The organism is Acinetobacter sp. 243_ASPC (assembly GCF_001054715.1).
GTDB lineage: Bacteria > Pseudomonadota > Gammaproteobacteria > Pseudomonadales > Moraxellaceae > Acinetobacter > Acinetobacter soli.
In genome coordinates, this window is sequence record NZ_JVOR01000098.1 from 53,506 (window position 1) to 77,545 (window position 24,040).

28 protein-coding genes are annotated in these 24,040 nt (G+C 40.7%); 14 read left to right on the forward strand and 14 right to left on the reverse strand.

What is annotated here, in order from left to right; all coding sequences use genetic code 11:
• Nucleotides 1–7: 7 nt before the first annotated feature.
• Both ADA42_RS13495 and ADA42_RS13500 read right to left on the reverse strand, forming a co-directional pair.
• On the reverse strand, nucleotides 8–334 hold the full coding sequence (locus ADA42_RS13495; protein ID WP_004948039.1) for a hypothetical protein: 327 nt from the start codon (nucleotides 332–334) through the stop codon (nucleotides 8–10).
• A gap of 85 nt (nucleotides 335–419) precedes the next feature.
• Nucleotides 420–779 (reverse strand): hypothetical protein, encoded by a 360-nt coding sequence (locus tag ADA42_RS13500; RefSeq protein WP_004938610.1) that lies wholly within the window; start codon nucleotides 777–779, stop codon nucleotides 420–422.
• Between the two features lie 223 nt (nucleotides 780–1,002).
• Here ADA42_RS13500 and ADA42_RS13505 point away from each other — a divergent pair, with 223 nt between their 5' ends.
• The 3 genes from ADA42_RS13505 (at nucleotide 1,003) to ADA42_RS13515 (ending at nucleotide 2,300) form a co-directional block, all read left to right on the forward strand.
• A complete protein-coding gene (locus ADA42_RS13505; RefSeq protein ID WP_004938612.1) occupies nucleotides 1,003–1,236 on the forward strand; it encodes a hypothetical protein in 234 nt (77 codons plus the stop codon).
• 126 nt (nucleotides 1,237–1,362) lie between these two features.
• Nucleotides 1,363–1,737 (forward strand): DUF2750 domain-containing protein, encoded by a 375-nt coding sequence (locus ADA42_RS13510; protein ID WP_004938614.1) that lies wholly within the window; start codon nucleotides 1,363–1,365, stop codon nucleotides 1,735–1,737.
• Between the two features lie 131 nt (nucleotides 1,738–1,868).
• A complete protein-coding gene (locus ADA42_RS13515) occupies nucleotides 1,869–2,300 on the forward strand; it encodes a CBS domain-containing protein (protein WP_004938616.1) in 432 nt (143 codons plus the stop codon).
• 103 nt (nucleotides 2,301–2,403) lie between these two features.
• Here ADA42_RS13515 and ADA42_RS13520 read toward each other — a convergent pair whose 3' ends face one another.
• The 8 genes from ADA42_RS13520 to ADA42_RS13555 form a co-directional block, all read right to left on the reverse strand.
• Nucleotides 2,404–3,591, reverse strand: coding sequence for a vWA domain-containing protein (locus ADA42_RS13520; protein ID WP_004948044.1), 1,188 nt, complete (start codon nucleotides 3,589–3,591; stop codon nucleotides 2,404–2,406).
• A 12-nt stretch (nucleotides 3,592–3,603) separates the two neighbouring features.
• The gene (locus tag ADA42_RS13525) at nucleotides 3,604–4,455 is read right to left on the reverse strand and encodes an AAA family ATPase (RefSeq protein ID WP_004938619.1); all 852 of its coding nucleotides are present in this window, start codon (nucleotides 4,453–4,455) and stop codon (nucleotides 3,604–3,606) included.
• Nucleotides 4,456–4,473: 18 nt separating this feature from the next.
• A complete protein-coding gene (locus ADA42_RS13530) occupies nucleotides 4,474–4,860 on the reverse strand; it encodes a hypothetical protein (RefSeq protein WP_025094797.1) in 387 nt (128 codons plus the stop codon).
• Complete coding sequence (locus ADA42_RS13535; protein WP_004938621.1) at nucleotides 4,853–5,158, reverse strand: YcgL domain-containing protein; 306 nt, start codon at nucleotides 5,156–5,158, stop codon at nucleotides 4,853–4,855. Before ADA42_RS13535 ends, ADA42_RS13530 begins: the two co-directional genes overlap by 8 nt.
• Before the next feature lie 90 nt (nucleotides 5,159–5,248).
• Nucleotides 5,249–6,391: a ribonuclease D gene (locus ADA42_RS13540; RefSeq protein ID WP_004948047.1), complete on the reverse strand. Its 1,143-nt coding sequence runs from the start codon at nucleotides 6,389–6,391 to the stop codon at nucleotides 5,249–5,251.
• A 218-nt stretch (nucleotides 6,392–6,609) separates the two neighbouring features.
• On the reverse strand, nucleotides 6,610–7,206 hold the full coding sequence (gene recR, locus ADA42_RS13545) for a recombination mediator RecR (RefSeq protein WP_004948051.1): 597 nt from the start codon (nucleotides 7,204–7,206) through the stop codon (nucleotides 6,610–6,612).
• A 13-nt stretch (nucleotides 7,207–7,219) separates the two neighbouring features.
• Entirely contained in the window at nucleotides 7,220–7,549 is a 330-nt protein-coding gene (locus ADA42_RS13550; RefSeq protein ID WP_004938624.1) for a YbaB/EbfC family nucleoid-associated protein, read from the reverse strand.
• Between the two features lie 44 nt (nucleotides 7,550–7,593).
• Nucleotides 7,594–8,784, reverse strand: coding sequence for an O-succinylhomoserine sulfhydrylase (locus ADA42_RS13555; protein ID WP_004948053.1), 1,191 nt, complete (start codon nucleotides 8,782–8,784; stop codon nucleotides 7,594–7,596).
• A 139-nt stretch (nucleotides 8,785–8,923) separates the two neighbouring features.
• Between ADA42_RS13555 and ADA42_RS13560 the strand changes: the two genes are divergently transcribed.
• Nucleotides 8,924–10,021, forward strand: coding sequence for an alpha/beta fold hydrolase (locus ADA42_RS13560; protein WP_228137590.1), 1,098 nt, complete (start codon nucleotides 8,924–8,926; stop codon nucleotides 10,019–10,021).
• 4 nt (nucleotides 10,022–10,025) lie between these two features.
• Nucleotides 10,026–10,898, forward strand: coding sequence for an NAD(P)-dependent oxidoreductase (locus ADA42_RS13565; protein ID WP_004948059.1), 873 nt, complete (start codon nucleotides 10,026–10,028; stop codon nucleotides 10,896–10,898).
• A 54-nt stretch (nucleotides 10,899–10,952) separates the two neighbouring features.
• Here the strand turns inward: ADA42_RS13565 and ADA42_RS13570 are convergent, their stop codons facing one another.
• The gene (locus ADA42_RS13570) at nucleotides 10,953–11,498 is read right to left on the reverse strand and encodes a hotdog fold domain-containing protein (protein ID WP_048765718.1); all 546 of its coding nucleotides are present in this window, start codon (nucleotides 11,496–11,498) and stop codon (nucleotides 10,953–10,955) included.
• A gap of 333 nt (nucleotides 11,499–11,831) precedes the next feature.
• Between ADA42_RS13570 and ADA42_RS13575 the strand changes: the two genes are divergently transcribed.
• The 3 genes from ADA42_RS13575 to ADA42_RS13585 all read left to right on the forward strand — a co-directional run bounded on the left by ADA42_RS13575 (nucleotide 11,832) and on the right by ADA42_RS13585 (nucleotide 13,878).
• Entirely contained in the window at nucleotides 11,832–12,101 is a 270-nt protein-coding gene (locus ADA42_RS13575) for a YARHG domain-containing protein (protein ID WP_004938629.1), read from the forward strand.
• A 31-nt stretch (nucleotides 12,102–12,132) separates the two neighbouring features.
• Nucleotides 12,133–12,546, forward strand: a complete 414-nt coding sequence (locus tag ADA42_RS13580) for an HIT family protein (protein ID WP_025094803.1) — start codon at nucleotides 12,133–12,135, stop codon at nucleotides 12,544–12,546.
• A gap of 240 nt (nucleotides 12,547–12,786) precedes the next feature.
• A complete protein-coding gene (locus ADA42_RS13585) occupies nucleotides 12,787–13,878 on the forward strand; it encodes a porin (RefSeq protein ID WP_048765720.1) in 1,092 nt (363 codons plus the stop codon).
• A 39-nt stretch (nucleotides 13,879–13,917) separates the two neighbouring features.
• Here ADA42_RS13585 and ADA42_RS13590 read toward each other — a convergent pair whose 3' ends face one another.
• Together ADA42_RS13590 and ADA42_RS13595 are read right to left on the reverse strand one after the other, a co-directional pair.
• On the reverse strand, nucleotides 13,918–14,544 hold the full coding sequence (locus ADA42_RS13590) for a YidB family protein (protein WP_048765721.1): 627 nt from the start codon (nucleotides 14,542–14,544) through the stop codon (nucleotides 13,918–13,920).
• Nucleotides 14,545–14,648: 104 nt separating this feature from the next.
• Nucleotides 14,649–15,110, reverse strand: a complete 462-nt coding sequence (locus tag ADA42_RS13595; protein ID WP_048765723.1) for a DUF6231 family protein — start codon at nucleotides 15,108–15,110, stop codon at nucleotides 14,649–14,651.
• A gap of 33 nt (nucleotides 15,111–15,143) precedes the next feature.
• On the opposite strand from ADA42_RS13595, the gene ADA42_RS13600 reads away from it, so the two are divergent.
• Nucleotides 15,144–16,013, forward strand: a complete 870-nt coding sequence (locus ADA42_RS13600; protein WP_048765724.1) for a DUF2797 domain-containing protein — start codon at nucleotides 15,144–15,146, stop codon at nucleotides 16,011–16,013.
• Between the two features lie 31 nt (nucleotides 16,014–16,044).
• Here ADA42_RS13600 and lpxB read toward each other — a convergent pair whose 3' ends face one another.
• Nucleotides 16,045–17,220, reverse strand: coding sequence for a lipid-A-disaccharide synthase (gene lpxB / locus ADA42_RS13605; RefSeq protein WP_048765726.1), 1,176 nt, complete (start codon nucleotides 17,218–17,220; stop codon nucleotides 16,045–16,047).
• A gap of 232 nt (nucleotides 17,221–17,452) precedes the next feature.
• On the opposite strand from lpxB, the gene ADA42_RS13610 reads away from it, so the two are divergent.
• The 5 genes from ADA42_RS13610 to ADA42_RS13635 all read left to right on the forward strand — a co-directional run bounded on the left by ADA42_RS13610 (nucleotide 17,453) and on the right by ADA42_RS13635 (nucleotide 24,021).
• Entirely contained in the window at nucleotides 17,453–19,615 is a 2,163-nt protein-coding gene (locus tag ADA42_RS13610; protein WP_048765739.1) for a TonB-dependent siderophore receptor, read from the forward strand.
• A 62-nt stretch (nucleotides 19,616–19,677) separates the two neighbouring features.
• Nucleotides 19,678–19,971 carry a hypothetical protein gene (locus ADA42_RS13615; protein WP_004948084.1) on the forward strand — a complete coding sequence of 98 codons (294 nt, stop codon included), beginning with the start codon at nucleotides 19,678–19,680 and terminating at the stop codon, nucleotides 19,969–19,971.
• 3 nt (nucleotides 19,972–19,974) lie between these two features.
• Complete coding sequence (locus ADA42_RS13620; RefSeq protein ID WP_004948086.1) at nucleotides 19,975–21,546, forward strand: PepSY-associated TM helix domain-containing protein; 1,572 nt, start codon at nucleotides 19,975–19,977, stop codon at nucleotides 21,544–21,546.
• A gap of 385 nt (nucleotides 21,547–21,931) precedes the next feature.
• Complete coding sequence (locus ADA42_RS13630) at nucleotides 21,932–22,807, forward strand: sulfite exporter TauE/SafE family protein (protein ID WP_040053930.1); 876 nt, start codon at nucleotides 21,932–21,934, stop codon at nucleotides 22,805–22,807.
• 122 nt (nucleotides 22,808–22,929) lie between these two features.
• Nucleotides 22,930–24,021 (forward strand): 3-deoxy-7-phosphoheptulonate synthase, encoded by a 1,092-nt coding sequence (locus tag ADA42_RS13635; RefSeq protein ID WP_004948092.1) that lies wholly within the window; start codon nucleotides 22,930–22,932, stop codon nucleotides 24,019–24,021.
• Nucleotides 24,022–24,040: the final 19 nt, after the last annotated feature.

Genomic DNA, 24,040 nt, shown 5'->3' on the forward strand with positions numbered 1-24,040 from the left:
CAATCGTCTATTGTGGGTCGTCTAAAGAAATTGCTGGATAATAACGCGCTTGAGATTTTTCAAATTGATATGCATGCATCAATTTTAAATAATCACCCAAATCAATCTCAGATTGCTGCAATATGTGCTTGGCCATAATTTGCGTTTTTGGATTATTGGCCTGCTGCGAAAGTGCCACGATATGACGATAATATTGAGTCTTAATCGGCTTATGAAGAGACTGAAAACCAAAGAAAAGAATTGCAGAAATAATCAGAATAACGACGGCATTATAGATTCGTTCAATTTTAAATTCTGACTTAAGTTTTAAAATGTTTTGTTTAGATATGAGCATACCCTACCTCGAATCTGAAGTAGTGTATGACTCATTGAGACTTTTCACAAGTAATCGTGTGAAATGAAACGCATTTTTGAGCACATTAACTGGTTAATGCGCGCACAAAAGCAAAATACAAAATAAATGCAATTAACAAAAGCGTAACGCCAATTGCAAAATAACTTAGTCCCCCTTCGGCATCTGCGGGATGCAAATCATCTTCGTCGGCCAAACGAAGCAGCTCTCCATCGTAAATACGATAAAACTCAGCTTTAAGCTCTGGATCAAGCTGGCGAGTATAATCATACACGCGTTTACGCTGTGCTAAGCAGTAGTCCCCTAAGTGAATTTCTTGGTGAAATACCGCCTCGTCAAGCTGTTGACGATGATATTGAGCCAAGGCAATAATGTCATTACGATCAAAAGGGATGCCAAAGTTAAAGCCATCAATCGTGGTTATCATGTTTTTCTCCTTTGATATAATTCTTCAATTGATTTTAATAAAAAATATTTCAGTTCATTGTTTAATCATGTAAACTTGAAATACAATAAAGTTACCCCACTTATTGTTTGACTTATCCACTAAAATGTAATATTAGTTTAACAATGAACTGTTAAATTGGTTCGCAAGACTGAGATAAGTCTAAAAATGTAATCATAACTACAACTATAAGGAGTTTTTAACTATGATTCAGCAAATCTCTCATCATGAGTTAGAGCATGTATATGCAACTGCAGTCAACACAATTCAATCACAAATGAATTTTCAAGACGCAGTAACACAGCTCGAAGAAGCGGCCCGTGCCGGCCATGGTAAAGCGGCATTGTTCTTGGCAGAACTTTATTATCAAGGTTTTCGCGTAGAACGTGATTCGATGAAAGCCCAGTACTGGCAAAAGATGGCCACAATGCAAGCATAATGAAACGTCACCTAGGTGGCGTTTTTTAATGTCCGGTTAAAAAAAATTACGATTTTATTCAAGACTTAAACGAAACTTAAATCTTTCTTTTTTATAATACAAAAGCATTTTTAGAACATTTATATCATGAGACGCATTACTCACCTTCCCCCAGCTTCTAAAGATTTAATTCTCAAAATTTCAATTCTTAAAACAATGATGTACTGCGGTACACTTTGGGGTCTTTACCATCAAGGCTGGGCAATTAAATCCGACGAAGACAGCTTCATTTTTCCCTTTTGGTTAAATGGTGTACAAGCTCATCGTTATGCCAAAAAGCATTGGCCTAATTATGTTCCAAAAAAAATCAAGCCGCAGGATTTTCAAACCGCTTTATTACCCACCTTAAAGCGGTTAAACGTAACGCCTGCCTTGTTTAGTTCATCGCAGTGCAAATTTAAACTCTCAACTACGCAAATGAGTCATTTCTTTTTTGCGCAATCTCAGTTGAATGTAATGTAAATCCATCTCGTCATAAGTTTTTTTGTAGGAAGTGATTTTTTTGCATAATTGTTGATCAGCCCATATTTGAATTTTGCTTAATTCAAGTTAAGTTTAATGGGAACAACAAAAACATCCAGAGGGACCCGAATATGACCAATGTCGCCCAAGTTTTACATGAAAAACGTGAACACACCGTATATACCATTTCACCGGACGCAACAGTACTTGAGGCCATTACCCTCATGGCAGACAAAGGCATTGGTGCGCTGGTTGTGGTTGAAAATGATGCAGTAGCGGGAATATTGTCTGAACGCGATTATATGCGCAAGATCACGCTGATGGAACGTTCCTCAGACAACACGTTGGTCAGCGAAATCATGACTGCAAAAGTTTTTACAGTTGATAAATCATTTAGTGTAGAAGATTGCTTACAGCTCATGACAGACCGACATTTACGTCACCTTCCAGTGGTCGAAAACGGTAAACTTCAAGGGCTTATTTCAATTGGTGACTTGGTCAAGGCTGCTATGGAAGATCAACGTCAGTTGATCGTACAGCTTAAGCAATATATCTCGGGTTAAGGCTATAAGTTTAAAGCCGTACACGCGCCTAGCACATCGTTGAAGGTGGCTAAGCGTGTGTTTTAGTCACAACATCAATAAATAAAAGCACCTTCATCAATCATTATCGAGATAAATAACGTGTCATGTCCTCAACCCCTTTGAGGGTCATGGGATACATATGCTTCTCAAAAATTTCATCAATCTGTGCAATGGTTTGTGTGTATTTCCAATACCCTTCTTCTTCTGGATTTAACCACGCAGTCTTATCAAAGTGCTGACGCAAACGGCGTAACCACACTTCACCTGACTCATCATTCATATATTCTACCGAGCCACCAACCGATCTTAATTCATATGGCGCCATACTGGCATCACCAACAAAGATCACACGATAATCACGGCCATAAGTATGCAACAAGTCCCAAGTGTTTAAGCGGCTTGAGGTACGTCGATAATTATCCTTCCAGACGTAATCATATAAACAATTATGGAAATAAAAGTATTCAAGTGTCTTAAATTCAGTCTTTGCAGCGCTAAATAATTTTTCACATTGCGCCACATGGGCATCCATCGAGCCACCAACATCAAATAACATCAATACCTTAATGCGATTGCGTCGCTCTGGAACCATTTGCACATCTAAAATGCCTTGCTTGGCTGTTTCATGAATAGTTTTGTCGACATCTAGCTCTTCGGCAGCACCTTGACGCGCAAATTTACGTAATCGCCTTAATGCGAGCTGCATTTGCCGAGTACCTAAAACTTGCTCATCATCCAGATTTTGATATTTGCGTTGTTCCCAAACCTTAACCGCAGATTTTTTTCGCCCCGGTCCACCAATGCGAACACCCTCGGGATGATCGCCAAATGCACCAAATGGTGAAGTACCCCCTGTGCCAATCATCCGATTGCCACCTTGATGCTTCTTATGCTGTTCTTGAAGACGTTCTTCGAGCATTTTCATTAGTGCCTCGATCGAGCCTGCCTTTTCAAGTGCCTCTCGTTCTTCAGACGATAAATGCTTTTCTAATAGTTCTAGATCGAACCAGTCTTTGGGGAGTTTTTGAACCTGTTTAAGCAGCTCATTAAGATCATAGGTTTCGATACCATCAAAATAGTCTTTAATGGCACGATCAAATTTATCGAAGAAACGTTCGTCTTTGACCAAAATAGTTTTGGCCAATTCATAAAATTCCTCTTGATCCGCAAAGACAACGCCTTGAGCAATCGCCTGATTAAGATCAATCAGCTCACGTGTTGTGACCGGAACACCATACTTGCGTAGCGTATAAAACAATCGAACGAACATGGCGCACCATCCTTAACGACGTGTCATAAATGCTAGTCGTTCGAGTAACTGTACATCCTGTTCATTTTTAATCAATGCGCCATATAACGGAGGTATGGCCTTGGTACGATCATGATTGCGTAAGATATCTTCAGGCATATCATCGGCCATAAGCAAGCTGAGCCAGTCGATCAGTTCTGAGGTAGAAGGTGGCTTCTTTAAATTAGGCACTTGTCTGAGTTTAAAGAAAATCTGAAGTGCTTCATTGACCAAGGTATTTGAGATCTGCGGAAAATGCACATCAATAATTTCGCGCATAGTCGCTTCATCTGGAAATTCAATATAATGAAAGAAGCAGCGGCGCAAAAATGCATCGGGTAATTCTTTTTCGTTATTCGAGGTAATAATCACGATCGGACGTTGAATTGCACTAATCGTTTCACCAGTTTCGTACACGTAGAAAGACATTTTATCTAGTTCGTGCAGTAGGTCATTTGGAAACTCGATGTCGGCTTTGTCAATTTCATCAATCAACAACACACATCGCTCCTCGCTACGAAAAGCTTCCCATAATTTGCCGGGTTTAATATAGTTTTTTATATCATAAACACGATCATCGCCTAACTGACTGTCACGCAAGCGAGAAACGGCATCATACTCGTAGAGGCCTTGCTGTGCCTTCGTGGTAGATTTGATGTGCCACGTAATGAGCTTCATGCCTAAACTTTGCGCGACTTCTTCTGCCAGCAAGGTTTTACCAGTGCCCGGTTCACCCTTAATCAACAGCGGCTTTTGCAAAGCGCGCGCTGCTTTTACTGCCAGTTTAAGACCTTCAGTTGCAATATACTGATCTGTACCCGTAAATTGTTGTGCGTCGACAGTCATGTTTTACCTTTATTTTTATTAAACAGAGGATGTGTCCTTGTTTGCGCTATAATTTGACCATAAATAGCCAATCAATAACCCAAGTCCTGTTACAAATAAAATTAAAGACAAATTTGCCCAAATAAGCGGTTGCTCTTTGGTGAGTACACCAAAAATCACACCAAAAATAGCAGGTGCAATTCCGGCATTCACTCCTTCAGAAATTGTGGGCGTGGCCAGTACGGCAAACAGTACAATCCACGTTACGCCACCAATCAGTCGCGGCAAGCGTTTTGCGATACTGTACCAGCACCACAAAACAATTAGGGTTCCGCCCACATAAGCGGTTATGGCAATGCTGTCTTCAGGAACTGAATCCAGCACTGAAAGTAAGCCGCTCCAAATTCCTGCAAGTTGTTCAAGCACCACGTAATCCCTCTGGCTCATCAGATAAATTGATAAACCCTTCTGGCGGCATTTGGATAAAAAAGCCTTTTGTTTCAAGTGAATCGAGGACATGCAAAACATTGACACGTGCAAGTTTGCGCGTTTGAGAAAGCTCAAGATGCATAACAAATGTCGGACGACCAAATGCCGTACGCAATGTTTCAGGTAAGATTTCTAAAGGATCTTTGCCTTCTACATCATCATTTGGGTAATCTGGACGAGCTATATAAACGTACATCTCATCTTTCTTACTCGATCTGTAAATATCACAGTGCATAAATCACAACTCTCAAAACTCTAAAAAAGCATACATTAAAAAAATCAACAGATACATGAATGTTTTTCAACGCACCAGTCGTACCACATTTTAAATTTCTATCTTCATTTGCGTCGATAGATACTGTTCATCTTGTTGCAGAATCGCAATCAAAGGCTTGGTCAAAAGGCGATAGCGCCAGCCAAGCAGATATTCGGGTAATTCATCTTCGTGGCGATGAAACACCACATGTTGATACAACGCATTTAACCATTTCTTACGCAGCAAGACTTCTTTGGGTACCTGCGTTTCATTCACGACATTGTCAATCAATTGATTCATTTTACTTGTAATTTCTTGAGATGAATGTCGGATAGGTCTGGCCATACGTAGTGGCCATTCGTGCTGCTCAGGTAAAAATTTAAGTAAATCTAGAATAGTTTTGCCATGCTCTCGCACGATATTGGGACGGATATCCTTAACTTGCGACAACTGAAAGGTATTTTTTGGATTTTTTTCGACCAGATCAATCATGGTCGCATTTTTTAAGATAAAACTGCGTGGCTGGTTGATCGCCTTAATCAGTTGTTCACGCCACACAGTGAGTTGCTGTAACTGCATCAGTTGACGCCGAGAATGGCGATAATTCGCAACATCGGTATACAGTAAATGCTGGGGTGTTTCGGTTCCAATTTCTTTGGTCAGATGCCGGCAATCTTCGATCACGAAATCGCACAATTGTTTGGCCTGTAATTGCGCTTTGATTTCATCAGACAATTGTAAAATATACAGTACGTCATTGGCGGCGTATTGAAGCTGTTCTTCACTAAGTGGTCTTGCGAGCCAGTCAGATCGGGTTTGATCTTTTTCGATATCAATATTTAAAATGAGTTTGAGCGCGGCCTGATAGCTCACTTGCAAACCATGGCCTAAAAAAGACAATCCCACTTGGGTATCAAATACATTGTCTAGATATTTACGCTGCGCATAGTGATAAATCAGATCGATATCTTCGCCGCAGGCGTGAAAAACGTTTTGCTCTGCTGCAAAAAGCTTATTCCAAAATTCACTTAAATCGAGTGTGGCCCCATCGAGTAAAAAGACAGTACCATTTAAATTGATTTGAAAAACACCTAATTTAGGCCAAAGCGTATCCACTTTGATGAACTCTGTATCCAGCCCATACACTGAACATTGGTTCATGATTGATAAAACATCAGCAAGTTGATCTTGCTGCTGGATAAACTGAAACATTTTTTCCCGATTTAGCCACAAGGTGCATTTAATATTCTGGCATATATATACCACTTCAATTGCAACTTTTGCCAGACAAACTATTCCTAATATTTTATTTTTTAGACAAACCCACAAAATCGCTTATTTTATAAGCACATTCTTCATTTTATAGTGACCTGCACATTCTAAAATATGCAGGTTCAAATAGACCAAATGATAAAAATCATTCAAAAAGACTATTTCATTTGCATTCGATTATGCACAGCCTGACTCAGGGTATGGCTATCGACATATTCAAGCTCACCGCCTTGAGGTACACCTTGTGCAATGCGTGTCATATGGATCGGTAAATGCTTGGTGGCTTCGAGCAAATAGTGCGCAGTTGCCTGACCTTCTACCGTTGCATTGGTTGCTAGAATCACTTCTTCAATTTCACCCTGACTCAAACGCTGAATCAGTTGCGGAATACCGATTTCTTCAGGCCCAATACCATCTAGAGGCGACAGATGCCCACCCAATACATGATATTTACCGCGAAAACTTCCGCTTTGCTCTATGGCCATGACATCTGCGGGTGATTCCACCACACAGAGTACCTGCCCATCACGTTCATTAGATAAGCAAATATCACAGACCTCATTTTCAGTCAGAGAATTGCAAATACGACAGGCATGAATATGACTTGAAGCTTCATGTAGCGCATGAGACAGCGCAAACGCGCCTTCTCTATTTTTCATGAGCAGATGCAAAGCCATGCGCTGAGCCGATTTCGGCCCAACACTTGGTAAAATTCGCAGTGCTTGAACAAGTTGTTCAAATCGATCGCTAAACACGCTTTATGGGTCCTTAAAATAAACCAGATAGGCCAGGCGGTAAGCCCATGCCTGCATTTGCACCTTTCATTTTTTCTTCTGCAACTGCTTCAGCTTGACGTACCGCGTCGTTTACCGCAGCAGCGATTAAGTCTTCAATCATGTCAGGTTCATCTTGTAGCAGATCCGGACTAATCTCGATACGTTTAACAACAAAGCGGCCTGTCATGGTCACTTTAACTAAACCACCACCCGCTTCTGCCTGTACTTCGGTTTTTGCAAGCTCTTCTTTGGCCTTTTTGGTATTGGCTTCCATATCTTTTTGCATGCGCTGTGCTTGCTGCATAAGCATATTAATGTTCATCGGGATTCCTCCAAAAACAGTAAATTTGTTTGACTGTATATAAATTAGATCAGATCAAGTCCGCGTTCGATATCACGGATGATATCAGATACATCTTCCAAGCCCGCAGATAAACGAATCAAACCTTCTTGAATACCGGCGGCCTGTTTCGCTTCAGGCGATAATTTACCATGGGTTGTGGTTGCAGGATGCGTAATCGTCGATTTGGCATCACCAAAGTTACCTGTAATTGAAATAAATCGAGTGTTATCGATTACTTTCCACGCACCTTCACGGCCACCTTTCACCACAAAAGAAACAATGCCACCAAAACCTTTTTGCTGCTTGGCTGCACGTTCATGACCAATATGCTCTGGTAAACCCGCATAATAGACTTTTTCCACTTTCTCATGTTGGTTGAGCCATTCCGCGATTTTTTGTGCATTTTCACAATGCACTCTCATTCTGAGTTTCAGCGTTTCAAGCCCTTTAAGGAAAATCCATGCGTTAAAAGGACTCATCGATGGCCCTAATGTACGTACCACGCCAAAGACTTCCTCAAGCAACTTATGGCTACCTGTGACTGCACCACCTAATGCACGGCCTTGCCCATCGATGTATTTGGTTGCAGAGTAGATCACCAAATCTGCCCCTAATTTGAGGGGCTGTTGCAATACAGGTGTACAAAAGCAATTGTCGATCACCAGCATGGCATTTTGTGAATGAGCAATTTCTGACAATGCGGGAATATCAGCAACCTCAGCTAACGGATTCGATGGCGACTCTGCAAATAAGATTTTCGTTTCAGGACGTAAGGCATTTTTCCATGCATCCATGTCGTTTAAATCGACAAAGGTAACCTCTACACCGAATTTTGCGATGTACTTTTCAAACAAAGCCACAATTGAACCAAAAACGGCACGCGAACAAATGACATGATCGCCCGCTTTTAAAAATGCCATACAAACTGACAAAATTGCGCCCATTCCCGAGCTGGTCGCAATCGCACGTTCTGCACCATCCATTGCCGCTAGACGCTTTTCAAACATGGCCACCGTTGGGTTGGTAAAACGAGAATAAATATTGCCCGACACTTCACCTGAAAATTTTGATGCCGCTTCAGCTGCATTTTTATAAACAAAAGATGACGTCAAATAAATCGGCTCGGCATGTTCGCCTTCAAAGCTGCGGTTATGACCGGTTCGAATGGATAATGTGTCTACTTGATATTCTAATTCATCGTCATGGCTATGCATTGCTGTGCTCTCAGTCTTAAGACCGCTCATATAAAAATGCCAACATTTTGAGCGTGTCATGTATTTAAGGTCAAGGTAAAAGATCAATTAATCGCTTAGACTGCATCCAAACCCTTTCGGATTTTGGAAAATGCAAAGAATGGATTCACTCAAATCCCTTATTCACAACCAGCAGATCAAGCTTAAACATCTTTCGGCTCGACTCTTTAGGGAAGAATCTCTCGTTATTTCTCAAACTACGCCTTATCAGGTGATTGGTGAGTTTGGGCAAACACGCATCCGCTATTATGCAGCAAGCACCAAACGATATAAAGAACCTCTGGTTTTTGTTGCACCGCTTGCCATCAACATGGCCATTTACGATCTTTATCCGTATCGCTCTTTAATTCGTTACTTTCAAGAAAACGGATTTGATATCTACCTGATTGACTGGGGCCGTTTAAGCTATCGTGATCGACATCTGAATTTTTTATCGTTTATCGATGACGCCCTACCGCGTTATTTAAAGATGATTTGCACACATGCCAAAAGTGATCAGGTGTCGTTGCATGGCTGGAGTATGGCTGGGATTTTTGTCATGCTCTATAGTGCCTTGCATCATGCGAAGCATGTAAAAAACCTGATTGTACTGGGAAGCCCTATCGATAGTTATGCCTCGGGAAGAATTGGCAAGCTGTATCGTTTTGTCCATAACACCATCCAAAAAAATCCGTCTCTTGAGCGTCGCATTTATGCAGGTTTACCCAAAAAACTGATTCATACGCCGGGCGTGTTAAATGCGTTGGGATTTAAAATTTTAGATCCTAAAGGCTGGATTGATGGTCACGTACAGTTACTTAAAAATCTTGAAAGCAAAAAACTGGTTCAGGAGCATGCCACACTGAGTCACTTTTTAAACAACATGATTGATTATCCGGGGGGAATCAATCAGGACATGCTATTTAATGTTTGGCTACAAAATCCATTAAAAGATGGCAAAATTCAGCTTAAAAATACCATAGTCAATCTAAAGAATATTGATTGCGCGCTTTTGGTGGGTGCAGGTCGTTCCGATCAGCTCGTCACAGCAGACGCGGTAAAACCATTAATTAAATTGACAAACAGTACAGATGTCACGTTTACTCTTATTCCGGGTGGACATCTGGGTTTGATGTCGAGCCAAGCCAGTTCCGAAGAGTTTTGGCCGCAGTTTAAAGATTGGTTAATACAACGTTCAACGCAAATAAAGAAAGAGTAAATCTATGATTCAATCAGTTGCATTTATCGGTTTAGGCGCTATGGGATATCGTATGGCGTCGCATTTACCGAAGCATTTTGACACGGTCTATGTATGGAATCGAAACTTTGAAAAAGCCAAACAACACGCCAATGAGTATGGTACTCAGGCTGTTAAACTTGAACAGGCTGTACAAGCCGATGTTATTTTTTCATGTTTACCTACCAGTACAGATGTCGAAAACCTGATTGAATCGTTACAACTTAAACCTGGCACTATCTGGGTAGATTGTACCAGTGGCGTGCCAGACTCAGCGCGCACCTTGTCTGAAACACTTAAAGCCCAAAATGTAGATTATCTCGATGCACCAGTGAGCGGTCAGACCATTGGCGCCGAAAATGCAACACTTACCGTGATGGTCGGTGGTGATGCCGCTGCCTTTGAGCGTGCCTATCCGGCGATGCAAGCGATTGGCAAATTGATCAAACATGTAGGTACATCTGGTGCGGGCTTTGCCGTGAAGGCCGTCAACAACATGTTGCTTGCAGTTAACCTGTGGTCGGTGGCAGAAGGATTTACTGCACTCAAAGCCCACGGCGTTAATTTAAATGAAGCGCTAGACTGCATCAATGCCTCAAGCGGAAAAAGTGGCGTGACTGAAACCGTGTTGCCTCAGCGTGTGTTAAATCGAAGCTTTCCGGTCACATTTGCACTTCCGCTCTTAGCAAAAGACACTGGAATTGCATTAGATTTACTGCAATCTGCAAAACTTCCTGCACCAGTGATAGGATTAACGCAAAGTCTGATTCAGGCCGCAAGCGCAACAGCCGACGAAAATAGTGATTTTTCTGCGGCTGTAAAGTTTTATGAATCTTGGAGCAAAATCACACTTGAATAGCCAAAATTCTAAAAGTCGCATGCTTTTACTATAAGCTATTCATACAAGTCATTTTTAGGTAAGAGAATCATCTAGTGTTCTTTTACCTTTTTTATTCTTTTCTGTCACCCAAAGGGTAATGACACCATCGACCACCAACACGCCATCGGCTGTGTGTGCCTGAACCTGAATTTCAAAATCACCCGTATGCCAATCTTGTGCAATCGAAGCGGTCAGCTTGATATCTGAGTCGGCCTTCGCCAAATAACTGACTTGCATTCCTTTGGGTAACCAACGTAAATGTTTTGGAACAGATGCTTCTGCTAATACGCCCATTACAAATTCAAGTCCATTACAAATGGCAATCACGTGCACTGTACCAATATGATTTTCTAAAGATCTTCTTTTCTTGATATGGGCGATACAGCTTTGCGTATCTAAATGCTCAATCACAGGATCAACTGTTTTAAAATAAGGTGCGACCCGGCTCACTACTTTAGATAAAACCGTTAAACCACCCGGTATATGGCGGAGTGATTTAAATAGCGCCAATACATCATTTTCATGTGGATGCGGCTGCTTTAAAAATTTTGCTTTTAAACTTGAAATATAATGACTCATGTCTTTGCTCTTTTGAGAATTTGATTGCATTACACTGGGGTGATCTTAATTGCCGTACTCAAATCACGCACTAAACTGAAATTGAGGGTATCACCCAGATGCACTTTTGATAATAATAAAAACTGAACCACTCGTTTAAAACCATAAAAACTAAGCTATTTTTATCGCTTTATGAAGTATTACAGGAAGTATCGGCGCTTTTTTACAAGATATGGATGAAATATGAAGCGAAATTACACTTGAGTAATTATTCAGCATTGAATTATTTTTGAAACCCCTTATATTGGGAAATAGGTCGTTACAATTAAGTCGACGATACAAGAGGAAAAGCGCATGAATAAGCTTGCTGTTGCATTTTTTACTGGACTCATTACCTTGAGTGGTGCCTCAGTGTTCGCTGCAACACCTGAACAAGAGTGTAAAAAACTGCAAGATGATTACAACCTCATTTATGCAGCGAAAGGCTTCTGCTTTAAAGATCCGGAAGCGAAAGCCAAATATGGTAATGACAACTGCTTTACCACCAAGCCAAAGTTTTCAGACAAAGAGCAGCAACGACTTGACCAAATCAAAGATCGTCAGAAAGAATTGAACTGTAAATAATCCCTGCTGTTGATGTTGATAAGGAATAAACATGGCTTACGATGACCAAAACATTTTTGCGCGTATTTTACGTGGTGAACTTCCGGCTATAAAAGTGTATGAAGATGATCACGTGCTTGCATTTATGGATATCATGCCTCAGGCCGATGGTCATACACTTGTGATACCAAAAACTCCTGCTGAAACTCTGCTGGATTTACCAGCTGATGCAGCAGCCTACACCATTCAAATTGTGCAAAAAGTTGCGCAGGCAATCGAGAAAGCACTCGATGCCAAAGGCATTGTATTAATGCAATTATCTGGTGCGGCGGCAGGTCAAACGGTTCCACACGTACACTTTCATCTGATTCCAAGTTCTATTCATGAACTCGGCCGCCATGCAGCCCAAATGGGTGATCAAGAGAAAATTGCTGGGTTTGCAGAAAAAATTAAAGCTGCACTCTAGTCGTTATATAAATTAAAAGGAGCTTCGGCTCCTTTTTTATTGGTCAATTTAAGCATAGAGAATAAAAATAAGTTTTCCATAACTCGTCATTAAATTGTCACTTAGTCTTCACCCCTTTGTAACAAAGTTTGCAGATACTGCTTAGCAAGTTGGTGAGCTTATGTAACTTTTTGTACAGAAGCAAACTTATAAAAGTGAATTGGATCTTCTGCCAGTTACAAAAAATCGTGGAGATATTTAATGAAAAAATTGCTTCTTGTTGCTGCTGTTTCAACGTTGGGGTTTAGTACTGTTCAAGCTGCACCTACACTATATGGTAAGTTGAACGTGACTTTGGATCAGGCTGATAATTTCGACTTTGCAGGCAACAACGTGACAGCGCTTAACTCAAATGCTTCACGTATCGGGATTAAAGGCGAAGAAAAATTAACCGACAAACTTTCTGTACTTTATTTGGCAGAATGGGCAATTTCGACTGATGGTTCTGGCTCTGACGGTGACTTGAATGCGCGTAACCGTTACTTGGGCTTAAAATTCAAGGATATCGGTAGCCTTAAAGCAGGTAAATACGATTCTTACTTTAAAACTGCGGCGGGTAACAACCAAGACATCTTTAACGATCACACCATTTTGGATATGACCTCTGTATTACATGGTGAAGAGCGTCTAAACAACGTGATTGGCTTTGAAACTGATAAAAATCTGATCATTCCGGGTTTGCAGTTCAATATCATGGCGCAGCAAGGCGAACAAAATACTGGTGACAATACTACTTTGGGCCAAGAAGGCAAACGTAATGGCTTTGGTGACAGTATTTCAACCTCACTCAGCTACGAAAACAAAAATTATGGTTTGGCTGCTGCTATTGCAGGTAACTTTGGTGTGGCTGGTAAATACAATGCCTACAACCTTTCTGGCATTTACTCAGATGCAATCCGTCTGACCGGTTCAGTTGATTTTGCAACTTATGGTCTAGATGGTTTTGTGGTAGGTGCGTTATGGCAAAATGCCAAACCAACTGACGATACTGTATCGACCACTGCAAGCTCTGTTGTGACCTCATACCGTGGCCTTGAAGAAGATGCTTATGGTATTACTGCAGCGTATGCATTCCCATCAACACCATGGAAACTCAAAGCTGAATATATTGCCTCAGATACGTCTGTAGATACGCGTTCAGATCGCAAGATTTCACAATATGGTCTTGGGGTAGATTACAACCTTAATAAGCAAGCCCGCTTGTACGGCGTGTTGGCTCAGCAAAAACGTGATTGGTTGGCTAGCGATGATAAGCGTACCGTGATTGGTTTAGGTATGGAATACAATTTCTAAGCCTTACAGCTTACATAAAATAAAAGGGCTAATGCCCTTTTATTTTTTTAAGAAACCCGAAACCAAATTAAGCACATTTTGAATATCTTGATTGGCTTCTTGTGAGTTGGTTTTATCGCCTTGAGGCGTTAACGAGTTGATAATTTGTGGCAAAACTGACGAAATAGCACTATATACATCCTGCTTAGGTGCTTGAGTTTGCTGTGCCACCTGCTCGACCTCTTGATCATCAAAAAGCTGCTCAACCTGCTCCTTAGCCACATCGTGGTTATTGGTTTGCTGAGGATCCACCCAGCTTTGCACCTGAGTACTCAGACCTGCATTTTTAAGCTTATCGAGCGCGCCTTGCAAACCACCTTGCTTTTGAATCCATGCCAAAATAAGTGGTACAACTGCAATCAGTAACGTTTGCGCTGTACTTTTGCCTGCTCCCGTTGCCGATGTATTTGAGCTGTTTCCAAACTGATTAAGCACTGAGCTTAAAATCCCGCCTAATCCGGTATTGGTATTTTGCTGCGGATTCGCTTGTTGCTGCTGTGTTTGGCCACTGAGTTGACCAAGTACACTACCTAAAATCCCACCCAATCCACTATTTTGCGAAGATTGGGCATTATTGCCAAGCGCCTGCTTTGCGAGCGTTTCAACAATATTTTTTAAATCTGTCATTGTTTGAATCCTGCCATCATTTTTTCTATCGTCTTAAACAGCATAGAAAAAGCAGAGAGCGGATTCAAAATACAATTTGTATTTTTTTACTTAACAATGGTGTATTACCAACGAAATTTATCCCAGTTTTCAGGGTTGGCCCAAAATTTGGAGTTAAACCAGTCTGGTACATGTTTATAGGTCAAAATATTAAATTGCCATAACGCAAAATCTGCATCGTGAAGGGTTTTATCAATTAACTGGGTAAATCCTAATGAGCGCAATAATTTCTCGTCTTGTCTTTTACTGACCACCACAATCCGTTTGGCCATTAAATCACGCAAACGGACCAGTACTTGCGCTTTTTCTGTCTCTGAAATCTTTTGCATTTCAGCGGTATCAAAAACAACAAAACCCAAATCATAACGCTGCGTAAAAGGAAGACTTAAAAACGCATTTACGCTAAAATAATGCCACTGAATTGCGCTATTTTGGTCAATATTCTGACCTATACAAAGTGCAGTATGTATGGGCTGTTCACTTGATAAATCGTCTAGCATAGAAGTGATGACATTCTGTTCAGCCATAACTGCAACCTTTCTTGATGAGAGTTTAAATTCATGGAACTACAAGGCATTTGCCATAAAATGCACGCAGCTGCCAAAGACTGTAGTGTAACTGATCCACACACAAGCAAGGCAAATGTTGAATACAAATTTGTTCTAAATCGTTCAGAAGTTGATCTTCCATTTGTACCAGGCCAAGAAGTCGAAATTGAATGGACAGGTAATATTTATTGCACTTCTTGTGGTGCCAAAACACCTAAATCATATGCACAGGGTCACTGTTTTAAATGCTTTAAAACCAAAGCAGAATGTGACCTATGTATTATGAAGCCCGAAACCTGTCATTATCATTTGGGCACCTGCCGTGAAAATGAGTTTGCACACAATGTGTGTTTTCAGCCGCATATCGTTTACTTGGCGAATTCAAGTGCATTAAAAGTGGGAATCACTCGTATCAGCCACATGCCAACCCGATGGCTTGATCAAGGTGCGACACAAGCCTTACCTATTTTTCGTGTTGGTTCGCGTCGTTTATCGGGTCATATCGAAACTTTATTTGGCTCTCAGATTGCAGATAAAACTGACTGGCGTAAGCTACTGAAAGGTGAAGCAGAGCCACTAGACCTTATAGAGCAACGCGATCAGCTTGTGCAAGAATTTGCACCTAAAATTCAGGCGATTCGGGATGAGTTTGGACAAAACCTTGAATTTAATGAAACGATTGAATTGCTTGAAAATGAAAAACCACGCGAATTTATTTATCCAGTAGAGCAATATCCAGAAAAAATTAAATCATTGAATCTGGATAAAACCCCTACCATTCGTGGTGTTTTACACGGGATTAAAGGTCAATATCTGATTTTTGAACAAGGCGTGATCAATGTTCGAAAGTATTCAGGTTATGAGCTGATTATTCGTACTTAAATTCAGTTAAAGGAGCTAATCGCTCCTTTTTTTAGGTCTGAATCAATTTCAAAATTGCATCTACAGGGTTTTCTGTATCACCCGAAATAAGTTGTTTATGCATACTCAAGTGCTGCAAGGCTTGAAGTTGAGCCGTTTCCGTATGCATGAGCCTCTCTATTTCATAGGCTAAACGCTCAGGAGTCGCATCAGACTGAATCAGTTCTTCGATGACTTTCTTGCCGGCTATAATGTTGGGTAAAGAATAATACTGAATTTTGACCAGAAGTTTGGCAATGATATAAGTGATGGTATTTAACTTATAAAAAGTGACCATTGGACGATGTAATAGCATCGCCTCTAAGGTTGCCGTGCCTGATGCCAAGGCGACAACATCACTGGCATTCATCACCTGACGACCAATCTTAGATTCTTTGTCCTGATTTTCGAGCACATGGATTTTTTTCGCCCATGAACTTGGCTTACTTTGCAAATGGGCTTGGATCTGAGCTTTACGTTGCTCATTAATGGCGGGCATTAAAAATTCAAGTTCAGGATGTTGATTCGAAAGACGCTCAGCTGCTCCCATTAAAAGCGGCATTAGTCGTTCGACTTCGCCCTTACGACTTCCCGGTAAAAGCGCAATATAAGTTTTTTCAGGATCAAGATTTAAAGCCTGTTTTGCTTCAACTAAAGGATTTTTTAATGGTAACTGCTTGGCCAAAGGATGTCCCACAAAAGCAGCATTTACCTGATGCTGCGTATAAAAATTTTTCTCGAATGGAAATAGGCACAGCACCAAATCAATCGTTTTTTTAATGCCATGTACCCGACCTTGCCGCCAGGCCCAAACAGACGGACTCACATATTGAACGGTTTTAATCGGAAGATTATTTTCTTTTAATGTTTTAGAAAGACGTAAATTAAAATCTGGTGCATCGATGCCTATAAATACATCTACCGGGTTCTCTGCCCACTTTTGTACCAAGCCATCTCGGACCGCAAAAAGTTTTTTTAAGTCTTTAAGTACTTCAACGATACCCATCACCGATAAGGTTTCCATCGGATAATAGCTTTTAAATCCTTCGGCGATCATTTGTGGGCCACCAATGCCTTCAAATTCTGCATCAATGCCTTGCGCTTTAAAGCTGCGCATTAACTCAACGCCTAGCGTATCGCCAGATACCTCACCAACCACAATTCCGATTTTTAATTTTTGGATAGACAAATGACGAGCCTTTTAACGAATTCACAAACACGCTTTGATAGTAACATACTCAAATTTGGAAAATAATTTTTCTATTAATGAGTGCCTTGAGGGTAGCAAAAAATTAAATCATGAATTCAAAATAACGTTGATTCGTCATTTTACAATCCAAATTAACGATAAATAAATGATTGTGAGTTACACAAACAAACAATAAAATTAATGATAATTATTTTCATTCGTAAATATGGATATGAACGCTCCACGCTCCCACCTGTTTAAACTTTCTGTCGTTGCGCTGGCAATTTCTCAAGTGCAATTGAGTTATGCTGAAGATGCCACACTGCCAGTCATCAAATTGCAAGCAGAATCAAATGCCGAGCAAAGTTCTGAGCAGACCAAAGCATACATCATAAAAAAAAGCAGCAGTGCCACCAAACTCAACATCGATGCGCAGGAAACACCCCAAACGATCAATGTAGTTACACGCCAGCAAATTGATGATTTTAAGTTAAATTCGACGCGAGATGTTTTGGCTCATACGCCTGGCATAACTGTACTGAATCAGGAAACCGAACGAACGACATATATGTCACGTGGCTATGAAATTTCAAATATCCTTACCGATGGCGTTGGCTTTCCATTAACCAATTACAATTACAACAATACCAACCCAGATACCTATTTTTATGATCGTGTGGAAGTCGTAAAAGGTGCAGATGCGCTCAATAGTGCTTTTGGAGACCCTGGTGCAACCATCAATAATATTCGCAAGCGTCCAACTAAAGATTTTCAGGCGAGTGCAGGCATAAGCTATGGTTCTTGGAATACCCAGCGTTACGAAGCCGATATGTCTGGATCACTGACTTCAGATGGAAGTGTCCGTGGTCGAGTCATGGGTTACGAGCAAACTGGTGACAGTTATCTCGATAAATACTCACTGGAGAAGAACGGTTTTGCAGGAATTTTAGATGCTGATTTGACAGAAAGCACCACATTTACAGTGGGTTATAGCGAGCAAAATCATTTACCAAATGCCAATAATTGGGGAGCTTTGCCACTCTTAGATAGTCAAGGTCAACAAATCAGTTACAGCCGTAGTTATAACCCTGCACCAAATTGGGCATACTGGGACGGTAAAATCCAAAACGCATTTGCTGAACTCAAACAAAAACTTGGCGATACATGGACTGCCAAGCTGACCTATAATTATGAAAAAAATAAAAAAGACAGTCGACTACTGTATTACTACGGCTATCCGAATGCTGATGGCTCAAATGTCTCACTTTATGCAGGAGGTTATAAGCAAGTAAATCGTCGTAATCAATATAATTTTGACTTGAGTGGCGAATATACGCTCTGGGGCAAAAACCACGAAGCTAACGTTGGCTATAGTCATGTCAACAGCAAACAAAAAGATCAGCAATCGACTGGCTTTATTAATGACAGCAATGTGAATAATGACTACTCACAAGGTTATTTAAGACAACTTACCACCAATTGGGCCAGTTGGACGCCTCAATCGGTCACATGGTCAGATTTTGCCGAATCTGCTAATTATGAGCAAAACGTCGATTCAATCTATGCAGCGACGCGCCTGCATTTATCTGAAAAGCTCAAATTTATTTTAGGTGGTAATTACATTAAGGCTGAGAGTAAGGGAATAAGTTACGGTTCAGATATGTCGTTTAAAGACGATAAGGTGTCACCATACGCAGGCATTACTTATAGCTTTACGCCTGAATACATGGGCTATGCCAGCTATACTTCAATTTTCAGACCGCAAACAGGGATTGATCAGGCAACCAATCAAGCACTTAAGCCAATCGATGGTAAAAGTTACGAGTTAGGCGTGAAAAGTACATGGTTAGATAATGCATTGGTTGGAAGTTTAGCCGTATTTAAAACCGAGCAGAATAATTATCCACTGAAATCTTCAGACGGAAATCCACTGAATAGAAAAACGCTAACAAGTGATCTGGAATCTCAAGGTGTTGAAGTCACCCTAGCAGGCCAAATCACTGATCACACCAATATAGCATTTGGCTACACACAATTTAGCCTGAAAGATAAAGTCAATGGTGGACAAGCACGTACCTATAATCCAAATCAAACCATCAACCTTTTGACGACCTATACAGTGCCTGCATTGCCAAAACTCAAGCTCGGTGCAGGTTTGCGTTGGCAAGATGCCACAAAACAATCCGATGTAGGTTTAGGCACCTCGTACCTGATTAAACAAGATGCCTATACATTGATCGACCTGATGGCAAGTTACGATGTGAATGAACATCTGAGCATACAAGCCAATGGTAAGAATGTGACCAACAAAAAATATTTAAACAGCTTTCCAGACGGTCAGGCCTATTATGGCGAGCCTGCAAATTATACCGTCAGTGTAAAGTTTAAATACTAAGACTTTATGGCTATGAAGCAGCATGCTGCATAGCCAATTGCTGCTTTGGGAAACTGGTTACCATGAAAAAAACTGCACGTCTCGATTACACTTATACCATGGCTGTAATCTATCGATTTATCCTTGCTTTTGTAGTGGGCTTTGTTGCGACAGCACTGCTTTCAGTTGCCCTCACCTTTATTTTAAATTTAGTACAACCCAAAGCAGAGTCGATTTATCTCGCAGGCTTTCTTTCAATATTATTTTATGTATTTTTTGTGATCTTCTCTTTTTGTATTCATTCACTTGTCAAATTAAGTCTATTCAGTGGCTTAGTTTGCTTATTTTTCTACCTGCTCATTGTAGGAGTAGCTTGAGCCATGCAAAAAAATATTCGTCAATCCATGGCATGGTTACATTCTTGGACAGGTCTTTTACTGGGCTGGCTACTTTTTGCAATCTTCTTGATGGGTTCGATGTCGTATTACCGTCACGAAATCACCATGTGGATGCAACCCGAATTAGCTCAGTACAATGTCGCTCAAGAAACAGCCCTCAAAACAGCCTATCAATATTTAGATGTGCATGCTCATGATGCTAAATCATGGTATATCGGTGTAGCATCTGAAAAGTCACCTGTGAATAATGTGTATTGGCAAAAAGCAGATGGTGGATTTGAACGCAAAACTTTAAATCCAGCCACAGGTCAAGAGCTGCAATTATCTGCGACTAAAGGCGGCGATTTCTTTTATGAATTTCACTTCCAGCTTTTTGGCGTACCCTATCTGGTTGGCCGCATCATTGTGTGTATTGCTGCCTTTATCATGTTGATTGCTTTGGTTTCGGGCATTATCACGCATAAAAAAATCTTCACCGACTTTTTTACTTTAAGAACATTTAAATCGCAGCGCTCTTGGCTTGATTTTCACAATGTTTCTTCTGTACTGGCTTTACCGTTTTTTCTGACCATTACATTTACCGGACTGGCCATTTTCTTTTATATTTACCTGCCCTGGGGGATGCAAAAACTCTATCCTGACGACCCCTTTCAGTATTTTAAAGAAATTCGTGCTAAAGCTACCGAGCAAACTGTTGTACCGAGTACACGCCAAGATTTACCAATCAACACACTGCTTGCTACAGTACATAAAGAATGGGGCAATACAACATTCGATTCTGTAAGCGCGCAAAACCCGAACACTACACACAGTCAAATTACGTTCACGCAAAGCAAAGATGAAACGATTACCCAAAATCGTCCAACACTGACCTTAAATGCTCAAACTGGTGAAGTGATAGCCAACACCCGAAATGACAGTGCTATTGCAACATTGAGTTTTGGCGTATATGGCTTACATATGGCAACTTTTGCACAACCCCTACTTCGCCTTGCCTTCTTTTTCTCGGGTATTTTGGGGTGTTTTATGATTGCCTCAGGATTATTACTATGGAGCTTAAAACGTCAATTACAAAATAAACAGCAGCGTTTTCATTTTGGGCATTATTTGGTAGATCGGCTCAATGTGGCGTCATTTGTGGGTTTACCGATTGCTATGCTGAGTTATTTATTTGCAAACCGCTTAACCGATGTACAGGCTTCTACAGCAAACTATGAAATTATCAGTTTCTTTACTGTCTGGCTCAGTAGTTTTTTGCTGGCACTTGTTACGCCAAGACAATTACTGTGGAAATCACAACTGAGCGTTTTTATTTTTTGTTCGATCTCTCTCGCATGTTTTAATCTGATGTATCTCGTTCAACACGACTATGTTCATCATATCTCAAGCTATTGGATTTTTTTACGTATTGATCTTATGCTGATTATATTTGCCGGACTGGCTTTATTTATTTTAAAAAATATTCATCCCATTCAAATGCATGCATACAAGAAATTAAGTAAAAAAATTCATTCTGCCAAAAACACTAAAAACACTGAGGTCAATGCCTCATGATTGATCTCATTGCCTTTTTATTGATCTTACTCGGTATGTTCTTGCTTTACGTTGTGAGTACAAAACAGATAGAAAAAACCAAAAAATCAAGATTTCATCTACTCCCCCGATCGGCATCCATCACCAGATGTATCGCTTGGTTATGTTTTCTTACTGCATGCGGATCACTTACTTATATTTACGGCAACAGTATTGGAATTGTGAGCTGGTTTATTTTTGCAACGCCGCTGGTTTTTTTATTGATTTGCACAGTAAATGATCTTAAGACGAAAGCTAAATAATTGCTTTAGCGTTTTTTTGCATAAGCAAATCATTTTTCATCACAACCATTTATCTCAAAAAGTCATAAGATATGCATGTTTTGTGTATTTGGCTGATTAGTGAAATGTTTGGTCCTTTTGAGTTTATTTTGGCTGGTGTGTTGGTAGGGTTTTGTGTCGGTATTACAGGTGTTGGTGGCGGCTCACTGATGACACCTATTCTAATTAGTTTGTTTAGAATTGAACCGCATATCGCGATTGGTACAGATTTGCTCTATGCCGCGATTTCAAAATTTTGTGGATCAATGGTCCATGCTAAAAAGCTCAATATTGTATGGCCAATCGTGCTTTGGTTAGCGGTGGGAAGTATTCCCGCGTCTTTTGCGACCTCTTGGGTACTTGAGCATTATTTGAGTCAATCTACACATTATAAAGCGGTCTTAACTATGGTATTGGGCTTTATGCTCACGCTTACGGGTATTTCTATTATTTTCCGCTCACGCATTGAAAAGTTTTTCATGCGCTTTCGTAAGCCAGATACCACTCAAATCAATGCTGAAAACCTCACCACCAATAAACGCATTTATGTGGTGATCATGGGTATCGTGCTGGGTGTGTTTGTGACCTTATCTTCGGTAGGTGCTGGTGCCTTTGGAATCATGGCCTTGATTATCATGTTTCCAAATTTACCCATGATTCGTATTATTGGTTCTGATGTGGTACATGCCGTCTTGCTCACCTCGGTCGCAGGTTTAAGCCATATGAGTGCAGGTAATGTCGATTTCGTACTCCTGATGTGGTTATTGGTTGGGTCTATTCCTGCCATCATTATTGGTACTTTAATCAGCTCAAAAATGCCAGAAAAACTGATTCGTAAAATTTTGGGTATCACCTTGTTTGCTTTAGGTGTCAATTTTATGATCAATCCAGTGAAGGCAAAACCAGTACAAAAACCAGCTGTTGTAGAACAGCATATACCTGAAAAAACCACTAAAGTTTAAAGGATAGAACGGGTTAATCGATTTTTTTAAACGATTAATCCGTGCTAACTATAGCTTTATCATTCTCGTTTCATGGTATATTCAGTAAACAGAAAACCAGTAAGATCCAGTCAGTGACAGCAATGAATACTTTACAGTCCAATCCAGTTTCACAGCCAGATATCGATGATGTTAACATCAAAAGCATTCAACCTCTTGTAACCCCTGCCGAGCTAAAAGCAGAGTTGCCATTGACAGAAAGTGCCTATCAAACCGTACTACATGGTCGTGAAACCATTCGTAATATTCTTGATGGTTCGGACAAACGTGTCTTTGTTGTGATTGGCCCATGTTCTATTCATGATCCAAAAGCTGCTCATGAATATGCAGATCGTTTGAAAGTTCTCAGCGAAAAAGTAAAAGATACGCTTTACATCGTCATGCGCGTTTATTTTGAAAAACCACGTACCACAGTGGGTTGGAAAGGTTTAATTAACGATCCAGATATGGACGATTCTTTCAACATTGAAAAAGGGTTACGTATCGGACGCGAACTTTTACTTGAGTTGAATGAAAAAGGCTTACCTTGCGCAACTGAAGCTCTCGATCCAAACTCACCTCAGTATTATCAAGATTTAATTTCATGGTCAGCGATCGGCGCGCGGACAACTGAAAGCCAAACCCACCGTGAAATGTCGTCAGGTCTTTCATCGCCTGTAGGCTTTAAAAATGGTACCGACGGCGGTTTGACGGTTGCGACCAACGCGATGCAATCGGTTAAACACGGCCACAGCTTTTTGGGCCTCAATGAAAATGGTCAGGTTTCGGTCATTCATACCAGCGGAAACCCATATGCACATGTGGTACTGCGTGGCGGTAATGGTAAACCAAACTATGATGCTGGCTCAGTCGCTGAAGCAGAAAACGCCTTGGCTAAAGCGAAGGTTAGCAATAAAATCATGATCGATGCCAGCCATGCGAACTCAAACAAAGACCCGTACTTACAGCCTCTGGTTCTAAAGAATGTGACCGAACAGATTTTAGAAGGCAACAAATCGATTGTTGGCCTGATGGTTGAAAGTCACTTAAAAGGTGGACGTCAGGATATTCCTGAAAATCTGTGTGATTTAGAGTACGGCAAATCTGTTACAGACGGCTGTATCGATTGGGACACCACTGAACAAGTGTTACTTGAAATGCACGAAACGCTCAAAACCGTTTTGCCTTCGCGTTAATTCCTTATATAAAAAAAGC

Bases quoted from the DNA above. Each gene is read 5' to 3' on its own strand.
- ADA42_RS13495 (WP_004948039.1), bottom strand. From the start codon at position 334: ATGCTCATATCTAAACAAAACATTTTAAAACTTAAGTCAGAATTTAAA.
- ADA42_RS13500 (WP_004938610.1), bottom strand. From the start codon at position 779: ATGATAACCACGATTGATGGCTTTAACTTTGGCATCCCTTTTGATCGT.
- ADA42_RS13505 (WP_004938612.1), top strand. From the start codon at position 1,003: ATGATTCAGCAAATCTCTCATCATGAGTTAGAGCATGTATATGCAACT.
- ADA42_RS13510 (WP_004938614.1), top strand. From the start codon at position 1,363: ATGAGACGCATTACTCACCTTCCCCCAGCTTCTAAAGATTTAATTCTC.
- ADA42_RS13515 (WP_004938616.1), top strand. From the start codon at position 1,869: ATGACCAATGTCGCCCAAGTTTTACATGAAAAACGTGAACACACCGTA.
- ADA42_RS13520 (WP_004948044.1), bottom strand. From the start codon at position 3,591: ATGTTCGTTCGATTGTTTTATACGCTACGCAAGTATGGTGTTCCGGTC.
- ADA42_RS13525 (WP_004938619.1), bottom strand. From the start codon at position 4,455: ATGACTGTCGACGCACAACAATTTACGGGTACAGATCAGTATATTGCA.
- ADA42_RS13535 (WP_004938621.1), bottom strand. From the start codon at position 5,158: ATGCACTGTGATATTTACAGATCGAGTAAGAAAGATGAGATGTACGTT.
- ADA42_RS13540 (WP_004948047.1), bottom strand. From the start codon at position 6,391: ATGTTTCAGTTTATCCAGCAGCAAGATCAACTTGCTGATGTTTTATCA.
- ADA42_RS13550 (WP_004938624.1), bottom strand. From the start codon at position 7,549: ATGAACATTAATATGCTTATGCAGCAAGCACAGCGCATGCAAAAAGAT.
- ADA42_RS13555 (WP_004948053.1), bottom strand. From the start codon at position 8,784: ATGCATAGCCATGACGATGAATTAGAATATCAAGTAGACACATTATCC.
- ADA42_RS13560 (WP_228137590.1), top strand. From the start codon at position 8,924: ATGGATTCACTCAAATCCCTTATTCACAACCAGCAGATCAAGCTTAAA.
- ADA42_RS13565 (WP_004948059.1), top strand. From the start codon at position 10,026: ATGATTCAATCAGTTGCATTTATCGGTTTAGGCGCTATGGGATATCGT.
- ADA42_RS13570 (WP_048765718.1), bottom strand. From the start codon at position 11,498: ATGAGTCATTATATTTCAAGTTTAAAAGCAAAATTTTTAAAGCAGCCG.
- ADA42_RS13575 (WP_004938629.1), top strand. From the start codon at position 11,832: ATGAATAAGCTTGCTGTTGCATTTTTTACTGGACTCATTACCTTGAGT.
- ADA42_RS13580 (WP_025094803.1), top strand. From the start codon at position 12,133: ATGGCTTACGATGACCAAAACATTTTTGCGCGTATTTTACGTGGTGAA.
- ADA42_RS13585 (WP_048765720.1), top strand. From the start codon at position 12,787: ATGAAAAAATTGCTTCTTGTTGCTGCTGTTTCAACGTTGGGGTTTAGT.
- ADA42_RS13590 (WP_048765721.1), bottom strand. From the start codon at position 14,544: ATGACAGATTTAAAAAATATTGTTGAAACGCTCGCAAAGCAGGCGCTT.
- ADA42_RS13595 (WP_048765723.1), bottom strand. From the start codon at position 15,110: ATGGCTGAACAGAATGTCATCACTTCTATGCTAGACGATTTATCAAGT.
- ADA42_RS13600 (WP_048765724.1), top strand. From the start codon at position 15,144: ATGGAACTACAAGGCATTTGCCATAAAATGCACGCAGCTGCCAAAGAC.
- ADA42_RS13610 (WP_048765739.1), top strand. From the start codon at position 17,453: ATGAACGCTCCACGCTCCCACCTGTTTAAACTTTCTGTCGTTGCGCTG.
- ADA42_RS13615 (WP_004948084.1), top strand. From the start codon at position 19,678: ATGAAAAAAACTGCACGTCTCGATTACACTTATACCATGGCTGTAATC.
- ADA42_RS13620 (WP_004948086.1), top strand. From the start codon at position 19,975: ATGCAAAAAAATATTCGTCAATCCATGGCATGGTTACATTCTTGGACA.
- ADA42_RS13630 (WP_040053930.1), top strand. From the start codon at position 21,932: ATGTTTGGTCCTTTTGAGTTTATTTTGGCTGGTGTGTTGGTAGGGTTT.
- ADA42_RS13635 (WP_004948092.1), top strand. From the start codon at position 22,930: ATGAATACTTTACAGTCCAATCCAGTTTCACAGCCAGATATCGATGAT.